17 protein-coding genes are annotated in these 19,935 nt (G+C 56.1%); 9 read left to right on the plus strand and 8 right to left on the minus strand.

The window, feature by feature from the left end:
• The first annotated feature begins 137 nt into the window (after positions 1-137).
• The gene (locus V3C19_RS05830; RefSeq protein WP_161981259.1) at positions 138-2,009 is read left to right on the plus strand and encodes a M60 family metallopeptidase; all 1,872 of its coding nucleotides are present in this window, start codon (positions 138-140) and stop codon (positions 2,007-2,009) included.
• A gap of 411 nt (positions 2,010-2,420) precedes the next feature.
• Here the strand turns inward: V3C19_RS05830 and V3C19_RS05835 are convergent, their stop codons facing one another.
• Entirely contained in the window at positions 2,421-3,047 is a 627-nt protein-coding gene (locus V3C19_RS05835) for a DUF417 family protein (RefSeq protein WP_130082649.1), read from the minus strand.
• A 218-nt stretch (positions 3,048-3,265) separates the two neighbouring features.
• On the opposite strand from V3C19_RS05835, the gene V3C19_RS05840 reads away from it, so the two are divergent.
• From V3C19_RS05840 to V3C19_RS05855, 4 genes are all read left to right on the plus strand, one after another.
• Complete coding sequence (locus V3C19_RS05840) at positions 3,266-4,423, plus strand: MFS transporter (RefSeq protein WP_161981260.1); 1,158 nt, start codon at positions 3,266-3,268, stop codon at positions 4,421-4,423.
• Positions 4,424-4,586: 163 nt separating this feature from the next.
• Positions 4,587-5,612, plus strand: a complete 1,026-nt coding sequence (gene pheS, locus V3C19_RS05845; RefSeq protein WP_330937181.1) for a phenylalanine--tRNA ligase subunit alpha — start codon at positions 4,587-4,589, stop codon at positions 5,610-5,612.
• Positions 5,613-5,630: 18 nt separating this feature from the next.
• The gene (gene pheT / locus V3C19_RS05850; RefSeq protein ID WP_295933241.1) at positions 5,631-8,150 is read left to right on the plus strand and encodes a phenylalanine--tRNA ligase subunit beta; all 2,520 of its coding nucleotides are present in this window, start codon (positions 5,631-5,633) and stop codon (positions 8,148-8,150) included.
• A 64-nt stretch (positions 8,151-8,214) separates the two neighbouring features.
• Positions 8,215-9,237 (plus strand): DUF4105 domain-containing protein, encoded by a 1,023-nt coding sequence (locus V3C19_RS05855; protein WP_295933243.1) that lies wholly within the window; start codon positions 8,215-8,217, stop codon positions 9,235-9,237.
• Here V3C19_RS05855 and V3C19_RS05860 read toward each other — a convergent pair.
• Positions 9,227-9,736 (minus strand): hypothetical protein, encoded by a 510-nt coding sequence (locus tag V3C19_RS05860; protein WP_295933246.1) that lies wholly within the window; start codon positions 9,734-9,736, stop codon positions 9,227-9,229. The genes V3C19_RS05855 and V3C19_RS05860 overlap by 11 nt on opposite strands.
• 477 nt (positions 9,737-10,213) lie before the next feature.
• Here V3C19_RS05860 and V3C19_RS05865 point away from each other — a divergent pair, with 477 nt between their 5' ends.
• Complete coding sequence (locus tag V3C19_RS05865; protein ID WP_130082655.1) at positions 10,214-11,677, plus strand: tryptophanase; 1,464 nt, start codon at positions 10,214-10,216, stop codon at positions 11,675-11,677.
• 114 nt (positions 11,678-11,791) lie between these two features.
• Here V3C19_RS05865 and V3C19_RS05870 read toward each other — a convergent pair whose 3' ends face one another.
• The 5 genes from V3C19_RS05870 to V3C19_RS05890 form a co-directional block, all read right to left on the minus strand.
• On the minus strand, positions 11,792-12,694 hold the full coding sequence (locus V3C19_RS05870; protein ID WP_295933248.1) for a hypothetical protein: 903 nt from the start codon (positions 12,692-12,694) through the stop codon (positions 11,792-11,794).
• Positions 12,695-12,696: 2 nt separating this feature from the next.
• The gene (locus V3C19_RS05875) at positions 12,697-13,299 is read right to left on the minus strand and encodes a hypothetical protein (RefSeq protein ID WP_295933251.1); all 603 of its coding nucleotides are present in this window, start codon (positions 13,297-13,299) and stop codon (positions 12,697-12,699) included.
• A complete protein-coding gene (locus tag V3C19_RS05880) occupies positions 13,296-13,721 on the minus strand; it encodes a hypothetical protein (protein ID WP_302389366.1) in 426 nt (141 codons plus the stop codon). Before V3C19_RS05880 ends, V3C19_RS05875 begins: the two co-directional genes overlap by 4 nt.
• A gap of 114 nt (positions 13,722-13,835) precedes the next feature.
• Complete coding sequence (locus tag V3C19_RS05885; RefSeq protein ID WP_130082659.1) at positions 13,836-14,885, minus strand: serine/threonine-protein kinase; 1,050 nt, start codon at positions 14,883-14,885, stop codon at positions 13,836-13,838.
• A gap of 71 nt (positions 14,886-14,956) precedes the next feature.
• Positions 14,957-15,958: a hypothetical protein gene (locus V3C19_RS05890; protein WP_149873730.1), complete on the minus strand. Its 1,002-nt coding sequence runs from the start codon at positions 15,956-15,958 to the stop codon at positions 14,957-14,959.
• 55 nt (positions 15,959-16,013) lie between these two features.
• Here V3C19_RS05890 and V3C19_RS05895 point away from each other — a divergent pair, with 55 nt between their 5' ends.
• The 3 genes from V3C19_RS05895 to proC all read left to right on the plus strand — a co-directional run bounded on the left by V3C19_RS05895 (position 16,014) and on the right by proC (position 18,410).
• A complete protein-coding gene (locus V3C19_RS05895; protein ID WP_149873731.1) occupies positions 16,014-16,931 on the plus strand; it encodes a hypothetical protein in 918 nt (305 codons plus the stop codon).
• A gap of 11 nt (positions 16,932-16,942) precedes the next feature.
• Positions 16,943-17,515 carry a DNA-3-methyladenine glycosylase I gene (locus V3C19_RS05900; protein WP_130082662.1) on the plus strand — a complete coding sequence of 191 codons (573 nt, stop codon included), beginning with the start codon at positions 16,943-16,945 and terminating at the stop codon, positions 17,513-17,515.
• A gap of 88 nt (positions 17,516-17,603) precedes the next feature.
• Positions 17,604-18,410, plus strand: a complete 807-nt coding sequence (gene proC / locus V3C19_RS05905) for a pyrroline-5-carboxylate reductase (RefSeq protein ID WP_295874556.1) — start codon at positions 17,604-17,606, stop codon at positions 18,408-18,410.
• Between the two features lie 85 nt (positions 18,411-18,495).
• Here the strand turns inward: proC and V3C19_RS05910 are convergent, their stop codons facing one another.
• A complete protein-coding gene (locus V3C19_RS05910; RefSeq protein WP_130082664.1) occupies positions 18,496-19,923 on the minus strand; it encodes a hypothetical protein in 1,428 nt (475 codons plus the stop codon).
• Positions 19,924-19,935: the final 12 nt, after the last annotated feature.

The raw sequence follows: 19,935 nt of genomic DNA on the forward strand, positions 1-19,935 counted from the left end.
CGTCAAGAGGGTGGACACTTTTTAACATTTTGGGCGTCATCCCATGTCACACAATCCGGTTTTTTTCCGGTCCGGCGGTCCGGCGGGGAATTTTCCTTGAAACAATTCCGCAAACTCACCAGTATTACTTTATAATCATGATGCTTTCACAGCTTTTCAAAAAAGGGTGTCTTCTGCTGGCCGTCTGCGGATGGCTGGGAGGCGGCATGCTCCCGGCCCAGGAGGTTCAGCAGCCTCCCATTACGGAAGAAGGTCTGAAGGCGCTGGATTCCAATGTCTTCACGAATGAATTCATGGTGGCGCTGAAGCCCGCCGTGAACCGTGACCGGATTGCGAAAATCCGCGACCCCTTTGTGCGCCGGATCGCCCAGCAGATGGCGGACAAGAAGTACGACAGCAAGTCCCGCACCATGCTGGCGGAACCGTACGAACCGGTGAAGGACCTGGCGGACCGCCTGCGCACCAGCCAGTACAGCAAATTTGAAAACCCCACGGGCATTTTCTTTGAAGAAGGAGAGGACGTGCTGGTCATCATGGGAGACCCCAAGGATGAAAAGCTTTCCCTGGTCATCCAGAACTTCGGGCGCGGCGGGGGCCGCAGTTCCTACCCGCTGAAGGCGGGCGTCAACATTTTCAAGGCCAAGAACAAGGGGCTGGGCTACATCGAATACTTCACGCCCAACTACAAGAAAGCCGGAAAGGTGAAGGTCTCCATTCCCTCCGGCAAGGTGAACGGCGTTTTCGTGGGCGGCGTGCACAAGAACAGCGACTGGAAGAAGATGCTGGAAAACTCCCCGACGGAGGTTATCGACATCGTGGGCAGCCGCGTCCACCTGGTGTACCCGGTGGAGGAGCTCAGGCAGGTCTGCCCGGACAAGGGTGAGGAACTGATCGCCCTGTACGACAAGATCATCGGCATGGAACAGCAGATCATGGGCTTGTACAAGTACAAGATGCTTCCCAAGAACAGAATGTTCGGACGCGTGATCTGGCAGGGATTCATGCACGCGGACGGCACGGGCGCCGCCTTCCACAACGGAACGATGAAGGAAGTGGCCAATCCGGACAAGATTCCCGGCAGCGCCTGGGGCATCGCCCACGAATTCGGCCATGTCAACCAGGTGCGGCCCGCGATGAAATGGGTTTCTACCGGGGAAGTGACCAACAACATTTATTCCGCCTACGTAAATTACATGCTGAATCCCACCAGCATGCGCCTGGAGCATGAACGGATCAACGGCGGTGACGGCAATATGATCGGCGGCCGTTTCAATGCGTATCTGAACAACGGCATCGTGAAGGGGGAAAACTGGCTCATCCAGGGCGGCCCGGACAAGCGTTCCGGCGGCGACAACCGCCCGATGGTGCATGACCACTTCGTAAAGCTGGCCCCCCTGTGGCAGCTGGAACTTTATTTCAAGGTGGCCGGCAAGGGGAATCCGGATTTTTATCCGGACATCTTCTACAAGGCCATCAAGATGGATACCAGAGGCAAGAAGGATGGTGAACTCCAGCTGGCGTTCATGAAAAACGCATGCGACGTTTCCCGGCAGGACCTGACGGATTTCTTCCGGAAAACCGGGATGCTCAAGCCTATTGACCAGGAACTGGACGACTACACCTGCGCCCGGATGACCATCACGGAAGCGGATTGCAGGAACCTGGTCGCCTACGCCAGAAAGTACAAAAAGCCGGAAAGCCCGGTCATCTACTACATCTCCGTCAACAGTGTGGAGGCCTACAAAAACCGTCTCCCCGTCCGCGGTTCCTACAATCAGGGCATTACGGAGCAGGGCAACCGCCGCATCATTTCCCATGACGTATGGAAAAACGTCGTCGTATTTGAAACCTACAAGGATAATGAACTGGTCCGCGCGACGATGGTCGGCACGGACTCCAAGGACAATTCCTCCACAACGGTGACATATCCGGAAGGCTCTACCAGGATTGAGGCTGTCTCATGGGACGGCAAGCGCACCCTGGTATATGGAAAGAGGCCAACCAAATAATATCTTAAGAGGTTAGCGTGTTCTGGCGCCGCCGTTCCGGAAGGAACGGCGGCGCTTTTTCATGGAGAGGATAGACCGGAGAAGGGGAAACGTGTTTTTTCAGCCTGTTATGAATACCTGAAAACCGGCCATCGTGTTGACGGGGGCCATGAATCAGTGATGGGAAAGGCCCGTGAATTTGAGAAGGGGAGGAATCAGCCATTCATGGGATGTCCGGGACACAAGGGAGCCGTGACTGCGTCGTTCGCTGCCCGGCAGAATCTGATCAGGCGTACTGTCCCAGGGACGGAAACGGCTTCTTTCTCTAAAAAACCGTCCTGGCATCTGTTTATGACTCCTTTCCGTGGAAAAGAAAATTCCCGTCCCGGCTTTCGGCAAGGGCGGGATGAAACAGGAACGAGGTATGAAAAGTTAGTCGTTCCGGCGGCTGCAGGATTTTTCCCCTGCCGCGCAGCCGAGGCGCGCTTTAAGAATGCGCCTGATATCCGTCCCCAGCAGCGTGACTGCACCGGCCAGGATGACAATGTCCTTGATCACCAGGCGTCCGGCCCCGCTCAGGTAAGGAAAACCGTGGTTCGGCCCTCCAAGGTCGGGCACCCACGTTTCCGGCGTGGTGATGAGGAAGGACAGGGTGCCGAAAGTCATGATGATTGCCAGGCAGTCTCCCGCCAGGCCCACCTTCGGGAAAAAAAGGCCCAGCAGCACCAGCGTGCCGATGGAAACGATCAAAACTCCCAGCCCATAAGAAAAGCCGTAGGTGTTGTTCTCCTTGTGCCAGGCGATGTTTTCCGGCACCACGGCGCCTTCCTTGTTCATGTGCTGCTTGTATTCCGGAGCCTCCTTGTTGTAGAAGAAGCTCATCATCGGACTGTTGGCCACAAAGGGAACGATGCCGTCCGCTTCATATTGAAAGGCCTTGAGGCCGCCGATCCAAGCGAATACGATAAAAATGGCCACTCTGATGAAATTGATGCCCAGTTTCTGCAATTGTTCGGCATAATGAAGGCATTTTTCAGGAGATGAATGTAAAGTAAACATATCTCCTCGTAGTAAAGGAAGGTATCAAGGTCAAGAGAATTATTCTAATTTCAAATAATTTTCTCTAATTTCCGTAATGCCGCACGGGCTGGAAAAAGGGAGGCTTCCGTTTCCCGGCAGGCGGCAAAAACGGATTCCCTGCCGGGAAACGCGTTTTGAACGCAAGCGGCGGGGATGCTGTATAACATGGGATGGATAAGACGGATTCTTCTGGGATTATGAAAGGCAAAGTACTGTTGCTGGCGGCTTTTCTGATTGTCTGCTTCAACCTGCGCACCGGGTTTGATTCTCCCGATCCTTTGTTGGGGACGATTGAAAAGGATATGGGGCTTTCCCTGGAGAATTCAGGGCTGTTCGCTCTGCTGCCCGTGTTTGTGCTGGGGGTGGCCGCTCCCATTTCTCCGCGCGTCGCGCGCTGGATGACTCCGTGGAAAATCATCTTCTGGTTCCAGCTTCTGGCGGTGGCGGGCATTTTCTGGCGCAGTTGGGACGGTGTGGCGGGCCTGTACGGCGGCATGGTTCTGATGGGGCTGGGCATGGGGATTGCCGGAGCGGCCATTCCCGGACTGATCAAGCACCAGTTCCCGGACCACGCTTCCGCCATGATGGGCGTTTACAGCGCGATGATCGGGGTGGGGAGCGCGGTGGCCTCCGGCTTGTCCGTACCCATCTCCAATATGCTGGGCGGCTGGCGTTTCGGCCTGGGGGTGTGGATTATTCCCATTCTGCTGGGAATGCTGGTATGGGGCGCCTACTTCCTCAAGCATCCGGTCGGCATGCTTTCGCGCGATCCGGCGTCTTCCGGACACAATCTGCTGCACAGCAGCAAGGCATGGCAGGTCACCATTTTTTATTTAAGCCGCGTGGGGGCTGCCTACTTCTTTTATACCTGGATTCCCATCTTCCTGAGGCAGCGCGGCATGAGCTACGTGGACGCCGGGTTCATTCTTTCCGTAGCCATGTTCGCCCAACTTCCCGCCACGCTTTCCGCGCACGCACTGGAGAAGGCCACGGGAGGCCGGGGGCTGCTCATCGTGATGGCCATGGCGCTGGCGGCCCTTTCCTGCTGGGGCATTCTTTATCTTCCGCTGGACTGGGCTCTCTGGATGGCTATTCTGTTCGGCCTGGCGACAGGAACCGTGTTCAGCCGCGGGATGGCTCTGATGGTGGAACGCGCCCGGACTCCCTCCGAGTCAATCAGGCTTTCCGGCATGTCCCAGGGAATCGGTTTTACTATGGGCGCCCTCCTGAGCCTGCTGTTCACCTCCTTCCTGCATCAGGAAGGTTCCTTTTTGCCATTCTGCCTGGTTTATACATTTTTCTGCGTGCTCGGCATGATTTCCGGCCGCATGTCCGCCCAGCCGGGATACGTGTAATTTTTCAGGGAGACATTAATATTAAGGATTAGGTATTAGATGGAGAGGGGGTGCTGTTCCTTCACATTTCCGGTCCGGTCCTTTTGTTTTTTGGAGATACCCCGCCGTCCGAAGGACTTGACGCTGGCGGGGAGGACGGGTAATCTATTGCCCGTCAAATTTTATGAAGGAAGAGATCGTACGCATTCAACGGGACGCCCTGGCGCGCATCGCCCAGGTGTCTGACAGGCGTGGCGTGGAAGATGTCCGCGTCGCCATCCTCGGCAAAAAAGGGGAGCTGACCATGGCCCAGACGGGCATGAAGGACGTGCCCCGGGAGGAAAAACCCGCCGTAGGCCAGCTGCTCAACGACGCCCGCAAGGCGATTACTGAAGCGTTGGACGCCAAGCTCGTGGAAGTCCAGGCCCGGGCGGACAGGGAGGCCGTAGCCGGTGTGGACCTGACCCTTCCTGCACGTTCCCTCCCGCTTGGGGGGCTGCATCCGCTGACCATCGTCCGGGACGAGGCCATCGGCATTCTGCGCCGCATGGGGTTCGCGCTGGCGGATGGCCCGGAGATTGAGGATGAGTTCCATTGCTTTGACGCGCTGAACACTCCGGCGGACCACCCGGCGCGTAATGAAAAGGACACATTTTACTTTGATTCCGGCAAGCTGCCGCGCACGCATACCTCCACCGTCCAGATCCGTTCCATGGAGAAGCAGACGCCCCCTGTGCGCGTGATTTCCCCAGGCTCCGCCTACCGCCGGGACGAGATTGACGCCACGCACCTTTCCGCCTTCAACCAGCTTGAAGGGCTGTATGTGGATACGGACGTTTCCGTGGGTGACCTCAAGGGAACGCTGGAATACTTCCTGCGCGCCCTCTTCGGTTCCGATACGGAAGTGCGCTTCCGCCCCCATTTCTTTCCGTTTACGGAACCCAGCTTTGAAATTGACGTGAAGCTGAAGGTGGACGGCCAGGAACCGCGCTGGGTGGAGATCGCCGGCTGCGGCATGGTGGACCCGAATGTCTTTGAAGCCGTGGACCGCGAGCTGGGGCTGGAACCCGGCGTCCAGGCCCGCTACACGGGGCTGACCGGATTCGCCTTCGGCATCGGCCTGGACCGCCTGGCCATGATCCGCTGGGGCATCCGGGACATCCGTGCCCTGATTGAAAACGATGTGCGCTTCCTCGCCCAATTCCAATAAATCTTACCTTATCCAGATATGAAAATTTCCCTTAATTGGCTTTCCCAGTACATTGACCTGGCCGGTCTGAGCGTGGACGAAATGTCGGACATGCTGACCTTTGCCGGGATTGAGGTGGAAGACATCCGCCAGCAGGGCGTGGATTCCCCCCTGGTGGTAGTGGCGCGCGTGGCCTCCGCCGAACAGCACCCCCAGGCGGACCGCCTGAAAGTCTGCCAGGTGGACGTGGGCGATGGCACGCTACACCAGATCGTGTGCGGAGCGCAGAACTACAAGGTGGGCGACAAGGTGCCCTGCGCCCTGCCGGGCGCGGTTCTTCCGGGCAACTTTGAAATCAAGGTGGGCAAGCTGCGCGGCGTGGAATCCCGCGGCATGCTGTGTTCCGCCTCCGAGCTGGGCCTGCCGGACAAGGAGCACGGCCTCTGGATACTGCCACAGGCGCTGGAAGTGGGCATGCCCATCTCCCAGGTCGTGAAAGCGGATACCATCGTGGAAGTGGAAGTGACGCCCAACCGTCCGGACCTGCTCTCCCACAACGGCATGGCCTTTGAACTGGCCGCCATCTCCGGCCGCGGATACAACCCCGTCCCGATTGACGACATCCAAGTGGAGCTGGAACCCGCCGGGGACTTCGTGCGCCTGGACCAGCCGGAAATCAACCCGTATTACACGGCCGTAAAAATCAGCGGCGTGAAGGTGCAGGAAAGCCCGGAATGGCTGAAGGAACGTTTGGTTGCTATCGGGCTGCGCCCCATCAACAACATTGTGGACGTCACCAACTTCGTCCTGCATGAGCAGGGCACGCCCCTCCACGCCTTTGACGCGGCGAAAGTGCAGGGAGGCATCGTCACCCGGACCGCCTATGAAGGAGAAACCTTCAAGGCTCTGGACGGCCAGGAATACACGCTCAACTGTACGGATCTGGTCGTCACGGACCAGTCCGGCAAGGTGCTTGCCATCGGCGGCGTGATGGGAGGGGAAGAAAGCGGAGTGACGGACGCCACTACGGACATTATTCTGGAATCCGCCTGGTTCAAGCCTTCTTCCGTGCGCGCCACGTCCCGCAGGCTGGCCCTCTCTTCCGATTCCTCCTACCGCTTTGAACGCGGTACTTCCGCCTGGAATGTCCTGCGCGGTTCCGTGCGCGCCGTGGAACTGATCCTCCGGCTGGCGGGCGGCACGGCCTCCAAAACGTATGTGGCCGGGGCTCCCGTGCCGAATCCCGCCCATGAGTGCATGCCTTCCTGCGGACATCCGGACGGTCCCACCGCCATTTTTCCGTCCTTGAAACAGGGGAAGGGCGCCACGGTGACCAATGAACTGGGCTTCGTGAAGCTTCCCTGGAAGGCCCTGGACCAGATTTCCGGCGGTTCCATTTCCCATGAGGAAGGAGCGCGCATCCTGACGGGGCTGGGCCTGATGCAGGTTCCGGACGCCCCGGAATACTGGCTGATCCCCCCCCACCGCCTGGACCTCACCCGTTCCTGCGACCTGCTGGAGGAAATCGTCCGCGTCTTCGGGCTGGACGGCATTCCCTCCCGGTTCTGCGGCCCCTTCGTGCCGGAATCCCCGGTAGACGCGGCCTATAATTTCCAGATGCGCCTGCGCCGGAAGCTGGCCGCTCTGGGTTTCTATGAAACCCAGACCATCAAGCTCATCGCTTCCGAGTCTGCGGACGGCTCCATCGCCCAGGTGAAGGACGCCCTGCCGGTGCGTCCCCTTCAGGAAGGCGACATCATCCGCGTGGCCCTTCCGCTCAGCGAAGACCATTCCGTCCTGCGCCCGGCTCACACTCCCGGCCTGATTGCCGCAGCCGTGCGCAACAGCAACCAGGGCGCTTCCGTGCTGCGCTTCTTTGAACTGGGCCGCGTGTTCCGCAATACGGGCGGCGGCAAGGGCAGGGACATTGAAACAGACACGCTCGGTATCCTGATCGCCGGGGACAGGTCGCCCCGCTCCTGGGCGGACCCCAGGCCGGAGCAGTCCTCCTTTGAAGACTTGCTGGCCGTGATGGAAGTTCTGGCCCCCGGTCGCCGCTTCACACTGACGCCTGCCAAACCCCGTGAGCAGGCCGCCCTGGGTGCGGATGTGCAGCTGGACGGGAAGGCCTGCGGCTACTTCGCCCGCCTGTCCCTGGCGCGCTGCCGGGAACTGGGACTGGACAAGCCCGTGTACGTGGCGGAACTGGACCTGCGCAAGATGCAGGAAATTCTTACCGCACCTGTCAAGGCTGCGGAACTGCCCCAGTTCCCCGGATCCTCCCGTGACGCGGCCATGGAACTGCCCCTCTCCACGCCCAATGCGGACATCGTTAAGGCCATTGAAGCCGCCCGGGAAAAACTGCTCGTCAGCTACTCCTGCTTTGACGTATTTACGGACCCCTCCGGACAGAAACTGCCCTCGGACCGCAAATCCATCGCCTACACCTTTCTGTACCGGGACCCGGCCAAGACCCTGACTGCCGCGGAAGTGGACGCCGCGCACCAGCGCGTGTTGAAATCCCTGACGGACAAGGTGAAAGGTCTTTCCTTCAGATAAATCCTTATCGGCGGGCCGCGTGTTTCGGAAACCGGAGCGCGCGGCTTTTTCCCTGCTTCCTCCCATGAACCTGTCCTCCTTGCGCCGTGCCGGACCGGCAGCCGCCCGCATCCTGATGTACGCGGCATGGTTCGGTGTGGCTCTCTGGGCGGCGGGCGTGGTATTTTACAACGTATGGGGCGGCGGCGTGCTGGTATGGCTGTATGTAGCCGGAATGGCCTGCGCCTTTGCCTTCCGGAAACGGTATCCGGCTGCCTGGTGGTCCTCCTGGGGAATTCTGCTCCTCCTTCTGGTGTATTACCTGTGCATCCCGGCCACGAACGACAAGGAATGGCAGCCCTCCTGGAGCCGCCTTCCTTCCGTGGAAATCAACGGAAATGAAGTGGTCGTGACAAATGTGCGCAGCTTCATCTACCGCACGGAACAGGACTTTGACGTGCGCTATGTCACGCGCCGTTTCGACCTGGACAAGCTCTCCACGCTGGACTTTGCCGTCAGCCACTGGGACGGGATGGAATTTGTGGCTCACACCATGCTCTCCTTCGGCTTTGAGGACGGGAAGCACCTGGCCCTTTCTGCGGAAACGCGCCTGCCTGATGGAGTGGAGCAGGGAACCATACCGGGCCTCTACAAGCAATTCAATATCATTTACATCCTGGCGGACGAGGAAGACCTCTTCGCCCTGCGCACCACCTACAGGAAGGAAGACATGTACCTGTACCGGATCAACATCGGCAGGGACGACCTGAAAAAGGCTTTTCTGGGCTTTGTGGAAAAAATCAACGGCTTCCATTCCCGGCCGCGCTACTACAACACCGTAACGGCCAACTGCACGACGGAACTGGTGGATACCTTCAAGGACTACCTGGGCGTGCGCCGCTGGCAATGGACTCCTCTTTTCAACGGCATGTGCGACCAGGATGCCTATGACCGCGGAGAACTCCTCCACCTCCCCGGCGAAAGCTTTCAGGAACTCAAAAAACGCTCCTTTCTGGGCCATGGCCGGGAAGGGGAGGGCTGGGACCGGCTCCGCCGCCGCTGGGAGGAAGGATGGAATGCGGATCAAGCCGCTGCGGTCAGAGAGTAGCGAACTGGAAATGCATCCAGTCGTAATCGCGCTCACGGCCCAGGGAAACAGCCCCTTCCGCTTCCACGATTTCCCAGAATGCGGCATAATCCGGCCGGGAAAAAACGGCGTTTGGAGAATGGATGTTCAGGCCGTTCCTGTCCGGGTCCATATCTACGGCGATGCCCCAGGCGTGCATGGACGTGGCCTTGCCGCCGATGATGGCGCGGTCGTTGAAGCTGCCGCCGTACAAATCCAGGCCCATTTCCCTGATTTTCTCCATGCCGTAATGGTCCAGCGCCGCCTGGAAAATGCGGGTGAGGGATTCCGCAACCATCTTGTGGCAGCGCATGGTGGAAACGGTCCTCTCCGTATCCCAGGCAATGCGCATCACATAGGGCAGTCTGATATTCGTCAGGGAACTTTCGTCTCCTGCGCGGCCGAACATGGAATTTCCTGAACGCACCTCAGCCTGGCTGGGCCACGCATGGGCCGGAGTCTGGATATCCAGCTTCTTCATGAGGGCCCGCGCCGTCTTTGGCCCGGGAATTCCGTCCCCGTCAACACCTACATTCTGTTGAATCAATCTCCATAATTCTTTCATAGGTTTTAAAAATAGGTATCGTTCCTGCCTGAAACCAGAGATTTTCCCCCGGAGGCATTGCTGCCTGTCCCAAGGTGTTGTCCGCCGCATCCATTGGCGTAATTATTTGTGAAAAATGTTTTCAAATATTTATATTTTAAAATATTATGCTGTTTTTATGGGGTTTGTGCCGCGAAATGGTCCCGGATGGAGGTAAATTTCCTCTTGCGGAGCTGCGGAAGAATTTTCCCCGCCATTGAAACCGGCTCCCTCCATTCCCTCCACTACGGAATAGAGGCATTTTCAAGCCGTTCCCCGCACCGTTTCTGCCAGCCGGTCACAGGATGCGGGATGCCTTCCTTCCTGTCGAATTTGATTTGCACGGAAAAGAAATTTTGCTAAAATCTTTCCTTCATGAATTCAGAAACATCCAACTCTGTCAAATTTTACAATGGAGAGCAGATTCCTCTGGAATTGCACAAGGTCCGCGTGGTCCAAAAGCTGCACCTCGTACCCGTGGAGCGACGCCTGGAAGCGGCACGGGAAGCGGGTTTCAACACCTTCCAGCTCAGTACGAATGACGTTTATCTGGACATGCTGACAGATTCCGGCGTCAACGCGATGAGCGACAACCAGATCGCCGCCATGTTCCGCGCGGACGACGCCTATGCCGGTTCCCAGAGCTTTGACCGTCTGAAGAAGGCCGTAGAGGATGTATTCGGCAAAAAATATCTTCTTCCCGCGCACCAGGGGCGTGCCTGCGAAAACATCATTTCCCGCACCTTCGTGAAGCCCGGCGACGTGGTCCCCATGAACTACCATTTCACGACTACCCACGCCCATATCGACCTGAACGGCGGCAAAATCGAGGAACTGGTGGCGGATGACGCCGTGAACCCGGTCAGCTCCAATCCGTTCAAGGGCAACCTGGACCCGGACAAGCTGCGCGACTGCATCGCCCGGCACGGCGCGGACAAGATTCCCTTTGTCCGCATGGAGGCCTCCACCAACCTGATTGGCGGCCAGCCCTTCTCCATCGCCAACATGCGGGAAATCCGCAAGATTTGTGACGAACACGGCATCATGATGGTGCTGGACGCCTCCCTGATCGGTGAAAACGCCTACTTCATCAAGATGCGGGAGGACGAATTCAAGGACAGTTCCTGCGCGGAAATCCTGAAAACGATGTGCAGTCTGGCGGAACTGGTGTACTTCTCCGCCCGCAAGGTTTCCTCCTCCCGCGGCGGCGGCATCTGCACGAACGATCCCGCCATCGCCAAAAAAATGGAACATCTTGTTCCCCTGTTTGAAGGCTTCCTGACTTATGGCGGCATCTCCGTGCGCGAAATTGAAGCCATGGCCGTGGGCCTGTATGAAACCACGGACCTGACGGTGATCTCCCAGAGCCCCTCTTTCATTGAATACTTCATCGGCCAGATGGTGGACATGGGCATTCCCTGCGTGACTCCCGCGGGCGGCCTGGGCGCCCATATTGACGCGGGCAGCTTCCTTTCCCACATTCCGCAGGAGGATTATCCCGCGGGAGCGCTGGCGGCGGCCTTTTTCATCGCCTCCGGCGTGCGAGGCATGGAGCGCGGCACGCTCTCCAGCGTCCGGGACGAGAACGGCAACGACGTTCTGGCAGATGTGGAACTTCTCCGCCTGGCCTTCCCGCGCCGTGTCTTCACGCTGTCCCAGGTCAAGTACACGGCGGACCGAATGAAATGGCTCTACGACAACCGGGAACTGATCGGCGGCCTGGAATTCGTGGAAGAACCGCCCGTCCTGCGCTTCTTCATGGGCAAGCTCCGCGCCAAGAGCGACTGGCCTGAAAAACTGGCCGCCAAGTACCGTCAGGACTTCGGAGAAAGCCTGTAAAAAATCTACGATCTACTGGAATAATGAACAAAGCCGGATCCATGGATCCGGCTTTGTTTTTTAAAGAAAGATAATTTAAAAAAGTATTTTCCGTTTTTTTTGATAAAAGACGTGCTAGCGCAAGTCGTTTTTCCGGAATCCCTTGTAGATGAAATTTGTCTGTGGTCCGCGGCCCACTGTCCTGTCAAACAGATCCACCATTTCGCCGTCCCGGTACCCTGCCATGCGTATGAATTTAAGAATGTCCGCTTTGCTGTTGGGAAAATGCTTTATCAGAACCGTCATCCAGAGTTTTTCCATGCGTTCCAGATTGGATTTTGCACTTAACTGACGGTTTTGGGCAGTGACATACATGTCACTGTAACGTCTGCGCGCTTCGAACTGTCCCCGGATATATTCTCTCCCGAATATCTCGTCTTCCGTCGGGAATATATCGCTGAACCCGTTATTGGCTACGGAACGGAACTGCTTGATGTAGGATGAAGCATAGGATGCAGTAAGAAGATTTAGCTCTCTTTCTCGAATATCAAGTTTTGATGCGATCTTTGAATGATCCAGGAAAAGCATGGAATCAAATATCCAATGCTTTAACAGAATGTCGTTTTTGGAACCGATGAAAGGAGGAATATTTTCCTTGGAAGGACGACTCAGATCCTGATAACCAATAGGAGCCGCTCCCAAATAGTAGAAGAGCCACAAGTGATATGAAATCAGTTCTTTACTGGTGGAAGTCTCATCTATACAACCGATTTTTCTGTATAATTTCTCAGCTACATTGTAGAAGCTCTTTATATCTCCCTGGCCGAGTAATTTATCAAATTCTTTGAATTCTTCAGGTTGCAGGGGGAGATTTTTTAAGGCTGACGGCGGCTTTAGGGCTGGATCAAGCTTGACGGGATAGAGCTTGGCAGGCTCTGGATGAATGGGGGCAGGATGAACGGTCTTGATCTTGACGAGATCGGCGTTTATTGGTTTGGCCATACCCAGAGCAAGCAAAATGAAAAAAATACTTTTCATGATCAGTTATTTAAATTATTTGGAATAGGAGTTGTTTTTTGTACCTTGACCGGATTTTTCTCAGAGTGAAATTTATCGATTTCTATTGTAATATCCTTATTTGTTTTGGAAATACTGCAATTCATAACGCTGCGGACGGCTCCCGCACACAACTCCGGATCATTACCGTTTGATTGTGCCGGCACTAACCTGAACCAGCATTTGTGTCCCCATGTCATTGGGTTTTCCTTGTCCAGAATGTTTAATTGATCTTTGGTAATCGGCAAATCAAGAGCTATTTCATCCTTAAACTGTTTAGTCTGTTGAATTTCCACGGGCTTGGGATTGGGGGTATGTGGTGGACGATTGTTTTTATTGTGCTGGGAATTGACATATCCTTCGTCTATTTCCTTGATTTTCATTTTTGAGAAATTTACGTCAAGAGGATAAATAGTTAATTGGACAATCATCCAGGCTGAAGCAAAGGGGACTCCCGGCATTTGTTCCTGGATTTGAGGAGGAGTGTCCTGGCCTTCCTGGAGCTTTTTAGCCTTCGCTCCCTCAGGGATGACAATTTTAAGAGAATACGGTTTGGATACTAACCCCTCTTCTGTTTTTACTGTCACCGTAACCTGTCCGTTTTTTTTTCTGCTGTTGGTTTGGCTTGAGCATCGAAAGATGTGATTCCTTTCATTTTTTCAGGAAGAATCAACGCACCTTCTTCATCGGTAACGATCCATTCCAGTTTTTTAGGATCTCCCATCAAGGTTGGTTTTGCCTCCAAACTGATGGTGATTGTTTCTCCAATTCCGATAGTTTGGCGTTTCAGGTCATCTTCTGCGGAATCCTCGCTGATTCCCATGTTGAATTTTGCAGAATGAAGTTCTGTCTTTGATACGATTTCAAGACCTTCTGCCCATTCGCTTTCGGTGTCTTCTGCTCGGGTTATCGGTCCTAGGAAAAATAGAATAAGAACCAGAAAAATAGACCGTATTGTAATCCGGTTATTACTGAGATAGTATATTAGGCGGGAAAACATAGTTGTCATGCAGGCAGAAAATAGAATGAAACAGCATATTTTCCAATATTAAAAGAAGTTGTGTCTCTTGTGTAAAAACAGAAGAGGCTTTTGTTTTTCTGGGCTATTTAGTCTGAATAAGACTTAAAATTGGATCAGCCCCTGTTTCCAGCAGACCCAGAGAACTGCCCCCACAATGAGGAGGATGATCAGAAAGGCGGTCCCGGCGGATGACTTTTTCTGCGCCTTTGGAAGGGTTTTTCTGGCCACTCCCCCCGCTTTCAGGGTTCCCGCCGCTCCCATGGCGTTGATGTAGTCATGCCATGCCTTGGCGGAATGGAAGCGGTTGCGTTCGTCGGGGGAAAGCGCCTTGTCTATCCCGGAAAGGAAATTCATCGGGTACGTCTGGCGGAGAATCGCATAACTGGTCACTTTCGGATTGCGGTCCACTACGGAACGCTGGTCGGCGGCCTGGGGAACCTGGCCCGTGAGCAATTCGTAAAAGGTGGCTCCCAGTTCGTACATGTCGCACCAGGGACCGATTTCGCTGCGGCGTCCCGGATAGAATTCCGGAGGCGTGTAGCCGGGAGTGATCTGGACCAGGCCCTGGTGCTGGAGGGTCTTGGTGCGCACCGCGCCGAAGTCGATCAGCTTGGGTGTGCCGTCCGGCTGGATGAAGATGTTGCCCGGCTTGATGTCGCAGTGGTACACGCCCATGGAATGCAGGTAGTGCAGGATATCCAGCAGGCGGAACAGCAGGTCCGTGGCCCGGGCCGGCTCCATGCTTTGCCCGGTAGCGTGCATGGCAGCCATCAGATCGAACAGAGTCTGCCCCTGGATATTCTCCATGACGTAATAGCAGGTGCCGTTGGCGTCAAACATGTCAAACACCTGCACGACGCCGGGGTGGCTGAGCTGGGCCAGCACGGATGCCTCCTGCCGGGAGTTGGAAATGCTCTGGGCGAAGTTGACGGCGGTCTGCTCGTCCCGCGGGTGGACGAAACCCGTTTCCATGTCCCGGTAGGCATAGGCGTCAGGCATGCATTCCTTGATGACCACATAGCGGGAATTCGGATTGTCCAGCGCCAGGTAGGTGATGCCGAAGCCGCCGGCGTTGAGTACATTCAGGATCGTGTATTTGCCTTGCAGGACGGTATTGTCTGCAAGAGGATAAACCAGAGTTTCTTGTTCCATGAGGGGATAATGGGGGGCGGGAAAATCTTTAATTCAATAAGGTCTCTCTGTCAAGAATCTCTCTGTTTTGTTCAGTAGCAGGAGACTCTGAACTCGTACTCCTCCACGCTTCCGCGTTCCAGGCAGGCGGCCAGCCAGTCGAACAGGGCACCGAATTCCCCGCCCAGTGTCTCCCCTGTGTCCGCTTCCAGGGCTTTCACGCGTCCTGCGGCCAGGCGGATGGGGGTGAGCTCCGCCAGAAGCGAGGCGCATTCCTCGTCCCCTGCCTTGAAAATTTCTTCCGCTCCCGGCAGCTCGCACAGGCGTTCTTCCGCAATTTCCAGGCAGATCACGCCCACGCCGAACTCGGCGGCCAGTCCGCGCAGTTCCGCGCATTCGGAGTCGTCCGGCAGTTCTCCGACGATAACGAGTTCCCCGCACTGGGCCCACCGGGACGTGGCCAGGGTACGGAAAAATTCCTTCCTGGCCTCTTCCCCCTCCGGCATGCAGGCGACGCAGACGCCCCGGATGCCCATCATGGGCGCTCCGATCATGCGGCGGCGTTCCAGAGCGCTCCTGTCAAACACCAAGGCGTTTCCCTCCCACTCCCCTTCCGGCCATTCCACGACGGCCAGGTCCGGTTTCGTCCAGGAGGAGCCCGTTTCACTGGTGCTGAAAACGAAGACCCCGCGCCCCGTGGTATCGTATTGCCGCACGGCCAGCGCCAGAGCCCTGGCGCGGCAATTCAGCGCGTCGGATTCTCCTTCCCCCAGAAACAGGGGCAGAAGCCCTCTGGCGGCGGACTTGCCGCCGCGGTCCCGCTGGCGTCTGTAATAGCCCTGGCCGCGCTCTACCTTGGCGATTTCCGAATCAGGATCGGAGGCCATGAAGGAAAAATGGTAACGCAGCGAGGCGTCGGAATATTCTTCGCCCAGCCTCAGCCGTACCAGGCGTATGAGTTCGGTTCCCTTGATGGCCTGGGCCGGATCGGACGGCAAAAGCTCCGGCAGCAATTCTTCCAGTTGGGATCGTAAACTCATCTGCGCTCCATGAGACCACGCGCCGGCGTTTTCTTCAAGAAGGAAGGAGTTCATGCACATGAAATAAAAAGCTCTTTTATTTAAAGAGGAATCCGGCAAAATGGTCCGCATGGCATGGATTACCTCCGGTTATATACCTTCGCCCGGGCGCATGGCCGTAATCGCCGGTACCACCTTCACGCAGCTGGTCCGCATGAAGGTGTTTCTTTTCCTTGGGCTGTTTGCCCTGGCTCTGCTGGCCCTGAGTTCCTTCCGGCTGAGCGAGGTGCTGGGGCCGGAAACGGGGGGAATCAATGAACTTGTCCTGCTGAAAAACTCGGCGTACGGAGCCATGCGGGTGTTCGGCCTGTTCTTCTGCGTGGCCGCCACGGCGCTGATCATTCCCAAGGATGCGGAGGACCGCATCCTGTACACCATCCTGTGCAAGCCCGTGCCGCGCATCGACTACCTGATGGGGAAGGTGCTGGGGGTGCTGGCCCTGACGCTGATTGCCGTGCTACTGATGGATGCGGTCATGACACTGGTGCTCTGGCTCCGCACGGATACGGTCGTGGCCGAACAGATGGCCGCCCTGAAAGGCCGTTATACCGTGGAGGAAATGCAGCCTTATCTGGACAGGATACGCCTGCAGGGCGCTACCTGGAACGTCCAGGTGGGACTGGGCGTGATGATGTGCGAATTCGTGGTTCTTTCCTCCTTGACCCTGCTGATGTCCTGCATTACCAACGGCACCATCATCAGCGCGCTGCTGACGTTCATGGTTTATCTGGCGGGCCTGTTCCAGACACAGGCGCTCTCCATGTGGATGGGCTCCGGAACGGGCGGCCTGTCCTGGTGGGAGGTAATGGGCGGCAAGCTCTTCTCCCTCATTTTTCCGAATTTCCAGATTTATTCCGTGACGGATTCCGCCCTGAACGGGCAGGTAATTCCCCTTTCCCTCTTCGGCAGTCTGGCGCTGATTACGCTGGGCTACTTCGTCTTTCATATGACGCTGGCCGCATGGCTGTTCAGAAAAAAGGAATTTTAACCTGGAGACGTATGGAAGACATCATCAATGCACGTTGCGGCTGGGCAGGAACAGACGAACTATATGTAAAATACCATGATGAAGAATGGGGAAAACCCGTTACGGATGACAAGATCCTGTTTGAATTTCTGGTACTTGAAAGCGCCCAGGCGGGATTAGCCTGGATTACTATCCTCCGGAAACGCGAAGGATACCGGGAAGCCTTTCACGGTTTTGATGTGGAGAAAGTAGCTCAAATGACTCCAGAAGACATCGATCGGTTGATGCAATTTGACGGAATCGTCAGAAACCGGCTGAAAATCAATAGCACGGTCAATAATGCAAAATTATTTATGGATATTCAGAAAGAGTTTGGCAGTTTCTACAAGTATGTCTTGTCATTCTTCCCGAAACGGCAGCCTGTTGTAAACAATTTCAAGACCCTGAGCCAAATCCCCGCCACATCTCCCGAGTCGGATGCCATGAGCAGGGACATGAAAAAAAGGGGATTCAAATTCTTCGGTTCAACGATGTGCTACGCTTTTTTCCAGGCAGCAGGCTTTGTGAATGACCATGTGGAAGGCTGCTTCTGCAAAGGGAATTGATCATCGTTCCCTTTCAATTTTATGATCGTAACCAGTATTTTATTTTCTATAAATCTCTTGTGTTTTTGACCTTAAAAAATCTTCAATCATGAAAACAGGTATCATTGGACTGGGAAAAATGGGCGGAGCCCTGCTGAGGGGCATGCTGAAAGCCGGAGCAGTGGTTCCGGAAGAAGTCTGGGTGTACGACCACCACCATGAAAACGTGCAGGCCCTTCAGGAGGAATACCCCGGCGTTCATGAGGCACCCACGGAGGCAGTCGCGGCGGATGCGGTGGAAGTTCTTATCCTGGCTGTGAAACCGCATGGAATTCTGCCTCTTATCTCCTCCCTCTCCGAGCGCGGCGCAGAGCTGCCGCTGTTGATATCCATAGCCGCCGCCATTTCCCTGGATGACATGGAAGCCTGCGCCAGCGATGGAACGCGAATCGTGCGCGCCATGCCCAATACCCCATGCATGGTGCTTTCCGGGGTCATTGCCTACAGTACGGGAACAGCCGTCACGGATGAGGATGAAGAAGCGGCTCGCCGCCTGTTGTCCGGCTGCGGCTCCGTTTTCAAGGTGGAGGAATCCCGGATGAACGCCGTTTCCGCCATTTCCGGCTGCGGTCCCGCCTACATGTTCATGGCCCTGGACGCCCTTTCCGATGCCGGAGTGGCCATGGGCCTGCCCAGGAAAACGGCCCTGGAACTGGCCGCCGGCACCATGCTCGGATCCGCCCTGATGGTGGAACAGACGGGAGAACATCCTATGGCTCTCCGAGATGCTGTCACGTCCCCCGGCGGCACCACGATTGCCGCCCTGAATGCGCTGGATGAATGCGGCTTCCGCAATGCGTGGATTCAGGCCGTGAAAAGAGCCGTGCGTCGTGCGGAGGAGATGGAGGGGAATTAGGTTTTCCGGCACTGCTCCGTAACGTTTTTTCGCGTCGGAGTAGCAAGGAAGGGTGTACCATGCAGCCTTTTTCCCCGAAAAGCAGCTACCTGCCGAGGAACGGATTTTCACGCTGTTTTTTAAGTTCCGGACTCTGGAGATTGAACAGGACTTTCCGCAAGGACTGGATAGGGATGCTGACTTTGCCGAGTGCGGAGGAATGCCCCTCCAGTCGGCCGTCCCTGACGGCGTCCAGTCTGATGGAAACGATGCTCTGGTCGGCCAGAAAAACGCGCACGTCGGAATTGTCCTGCGCCGTTTTTTTCTCATCTTCCTTCTTCTGGTTCAGTGAACGCACCCTGGAGGTCGGCACCATGACGTCGTAAAGGCCGGACTTGACACGGATTCTGCCGTCTTCCTGAAGGGAAATGCTGCCGCGGAGTACGTCCCCGTTCACCAGCATCACCTTGTCCGTGGAGGATTCCCTATCGTATTTACCGACGATGTCCTGTTCCTCCGGAGGATAGGGGAGGGCGCCGTTCCACTCCAGTACGTTCATGTTGGTCAGGGCCATGTTCTGGGAATCGTAGCCGCGGATGCCAAAGTGGTTGCCGGGCTTGAATTCGCGGGTTTTGGCATCTTTTCCGGCTTCTTCCTTCTCATCGGCTTCCTCGTTGTCAAAGATGTTCTGCAATTCCTTGCCTTCTTCCCACCGGGCGATCTGTTTCCCGTTGAGGTAAAGGTAGTAATTCCCTTTTTCCCGGTCTGCGTAAAACTGCACGTCGGAACGCTTGATCCCCTTGTCAGCGTACCAGTTCCTTTCTGTCTGCCTTTTGACTCTTCCTATGGTCTTGTGATAACCGGAGCTGATCTTGATCAGCTCCGCCTTTTCCAGGGAAACGGTCAGTTCCACCTTGTTTTGGGAATTAGCGTCGTTCCACAGGAAGACATGGACTCGGAAAGAATTGGTGTGATAAACGGAGAATTGGACATGCAGCCGGGACGGCATGTCGAATTTGGTTTGCAGTTCCGTATTGTTGGAGCCGCGCATGATCCAGGAGCCGTTGCGGCATTCCGGCAGCATGCTATTGCCTGTGGATGTCCATCCTTGGAGGGATGCCGTGGCATTGCGCAGATAGGCTTTCTGCTTGTCGAAGCCGATGTACCGCACGTGGCTTCTGTTGACGGGAAGCAGTCCGCCCCAGGAGGTTTCCAATTGAAGGCTTTCGGAGTCCAGGGATTTGAGCGTGCCGTATAACTCGTCACCGTTTTCCAGCCTGATGATGGAAAACTGTTCCGGAACGGACAGGGGCACGGAAGAGGTGATCTGGTCCAGTTCCTCCAACTTGATATCCACCGGGCGGGAAAGGATTCTGGACTGTATGTTCAGGTACTGGCCCTGCAGGGTTCCTATCTGTCCGGGCAGGCTTTCTCCGGATTTGAGCGTGATGACGCCTTCCGCGCGCGAGGCGGGGAAGTGGACTGCGGCCAGAAGGGCGCTGGCGGACAGGAACAACAGGCGGGTTTGTTTCATGGTCGGGCTCAT

This window comes from Akkermansia sp. AE01SA01 (assembly GCF_036417395.1).
GTDB lineage: Bacteria > Verrucomicrobiota > Verrucomicrobiia > Verrucomicrobiales > Akkermansiaceae > Akkermansia.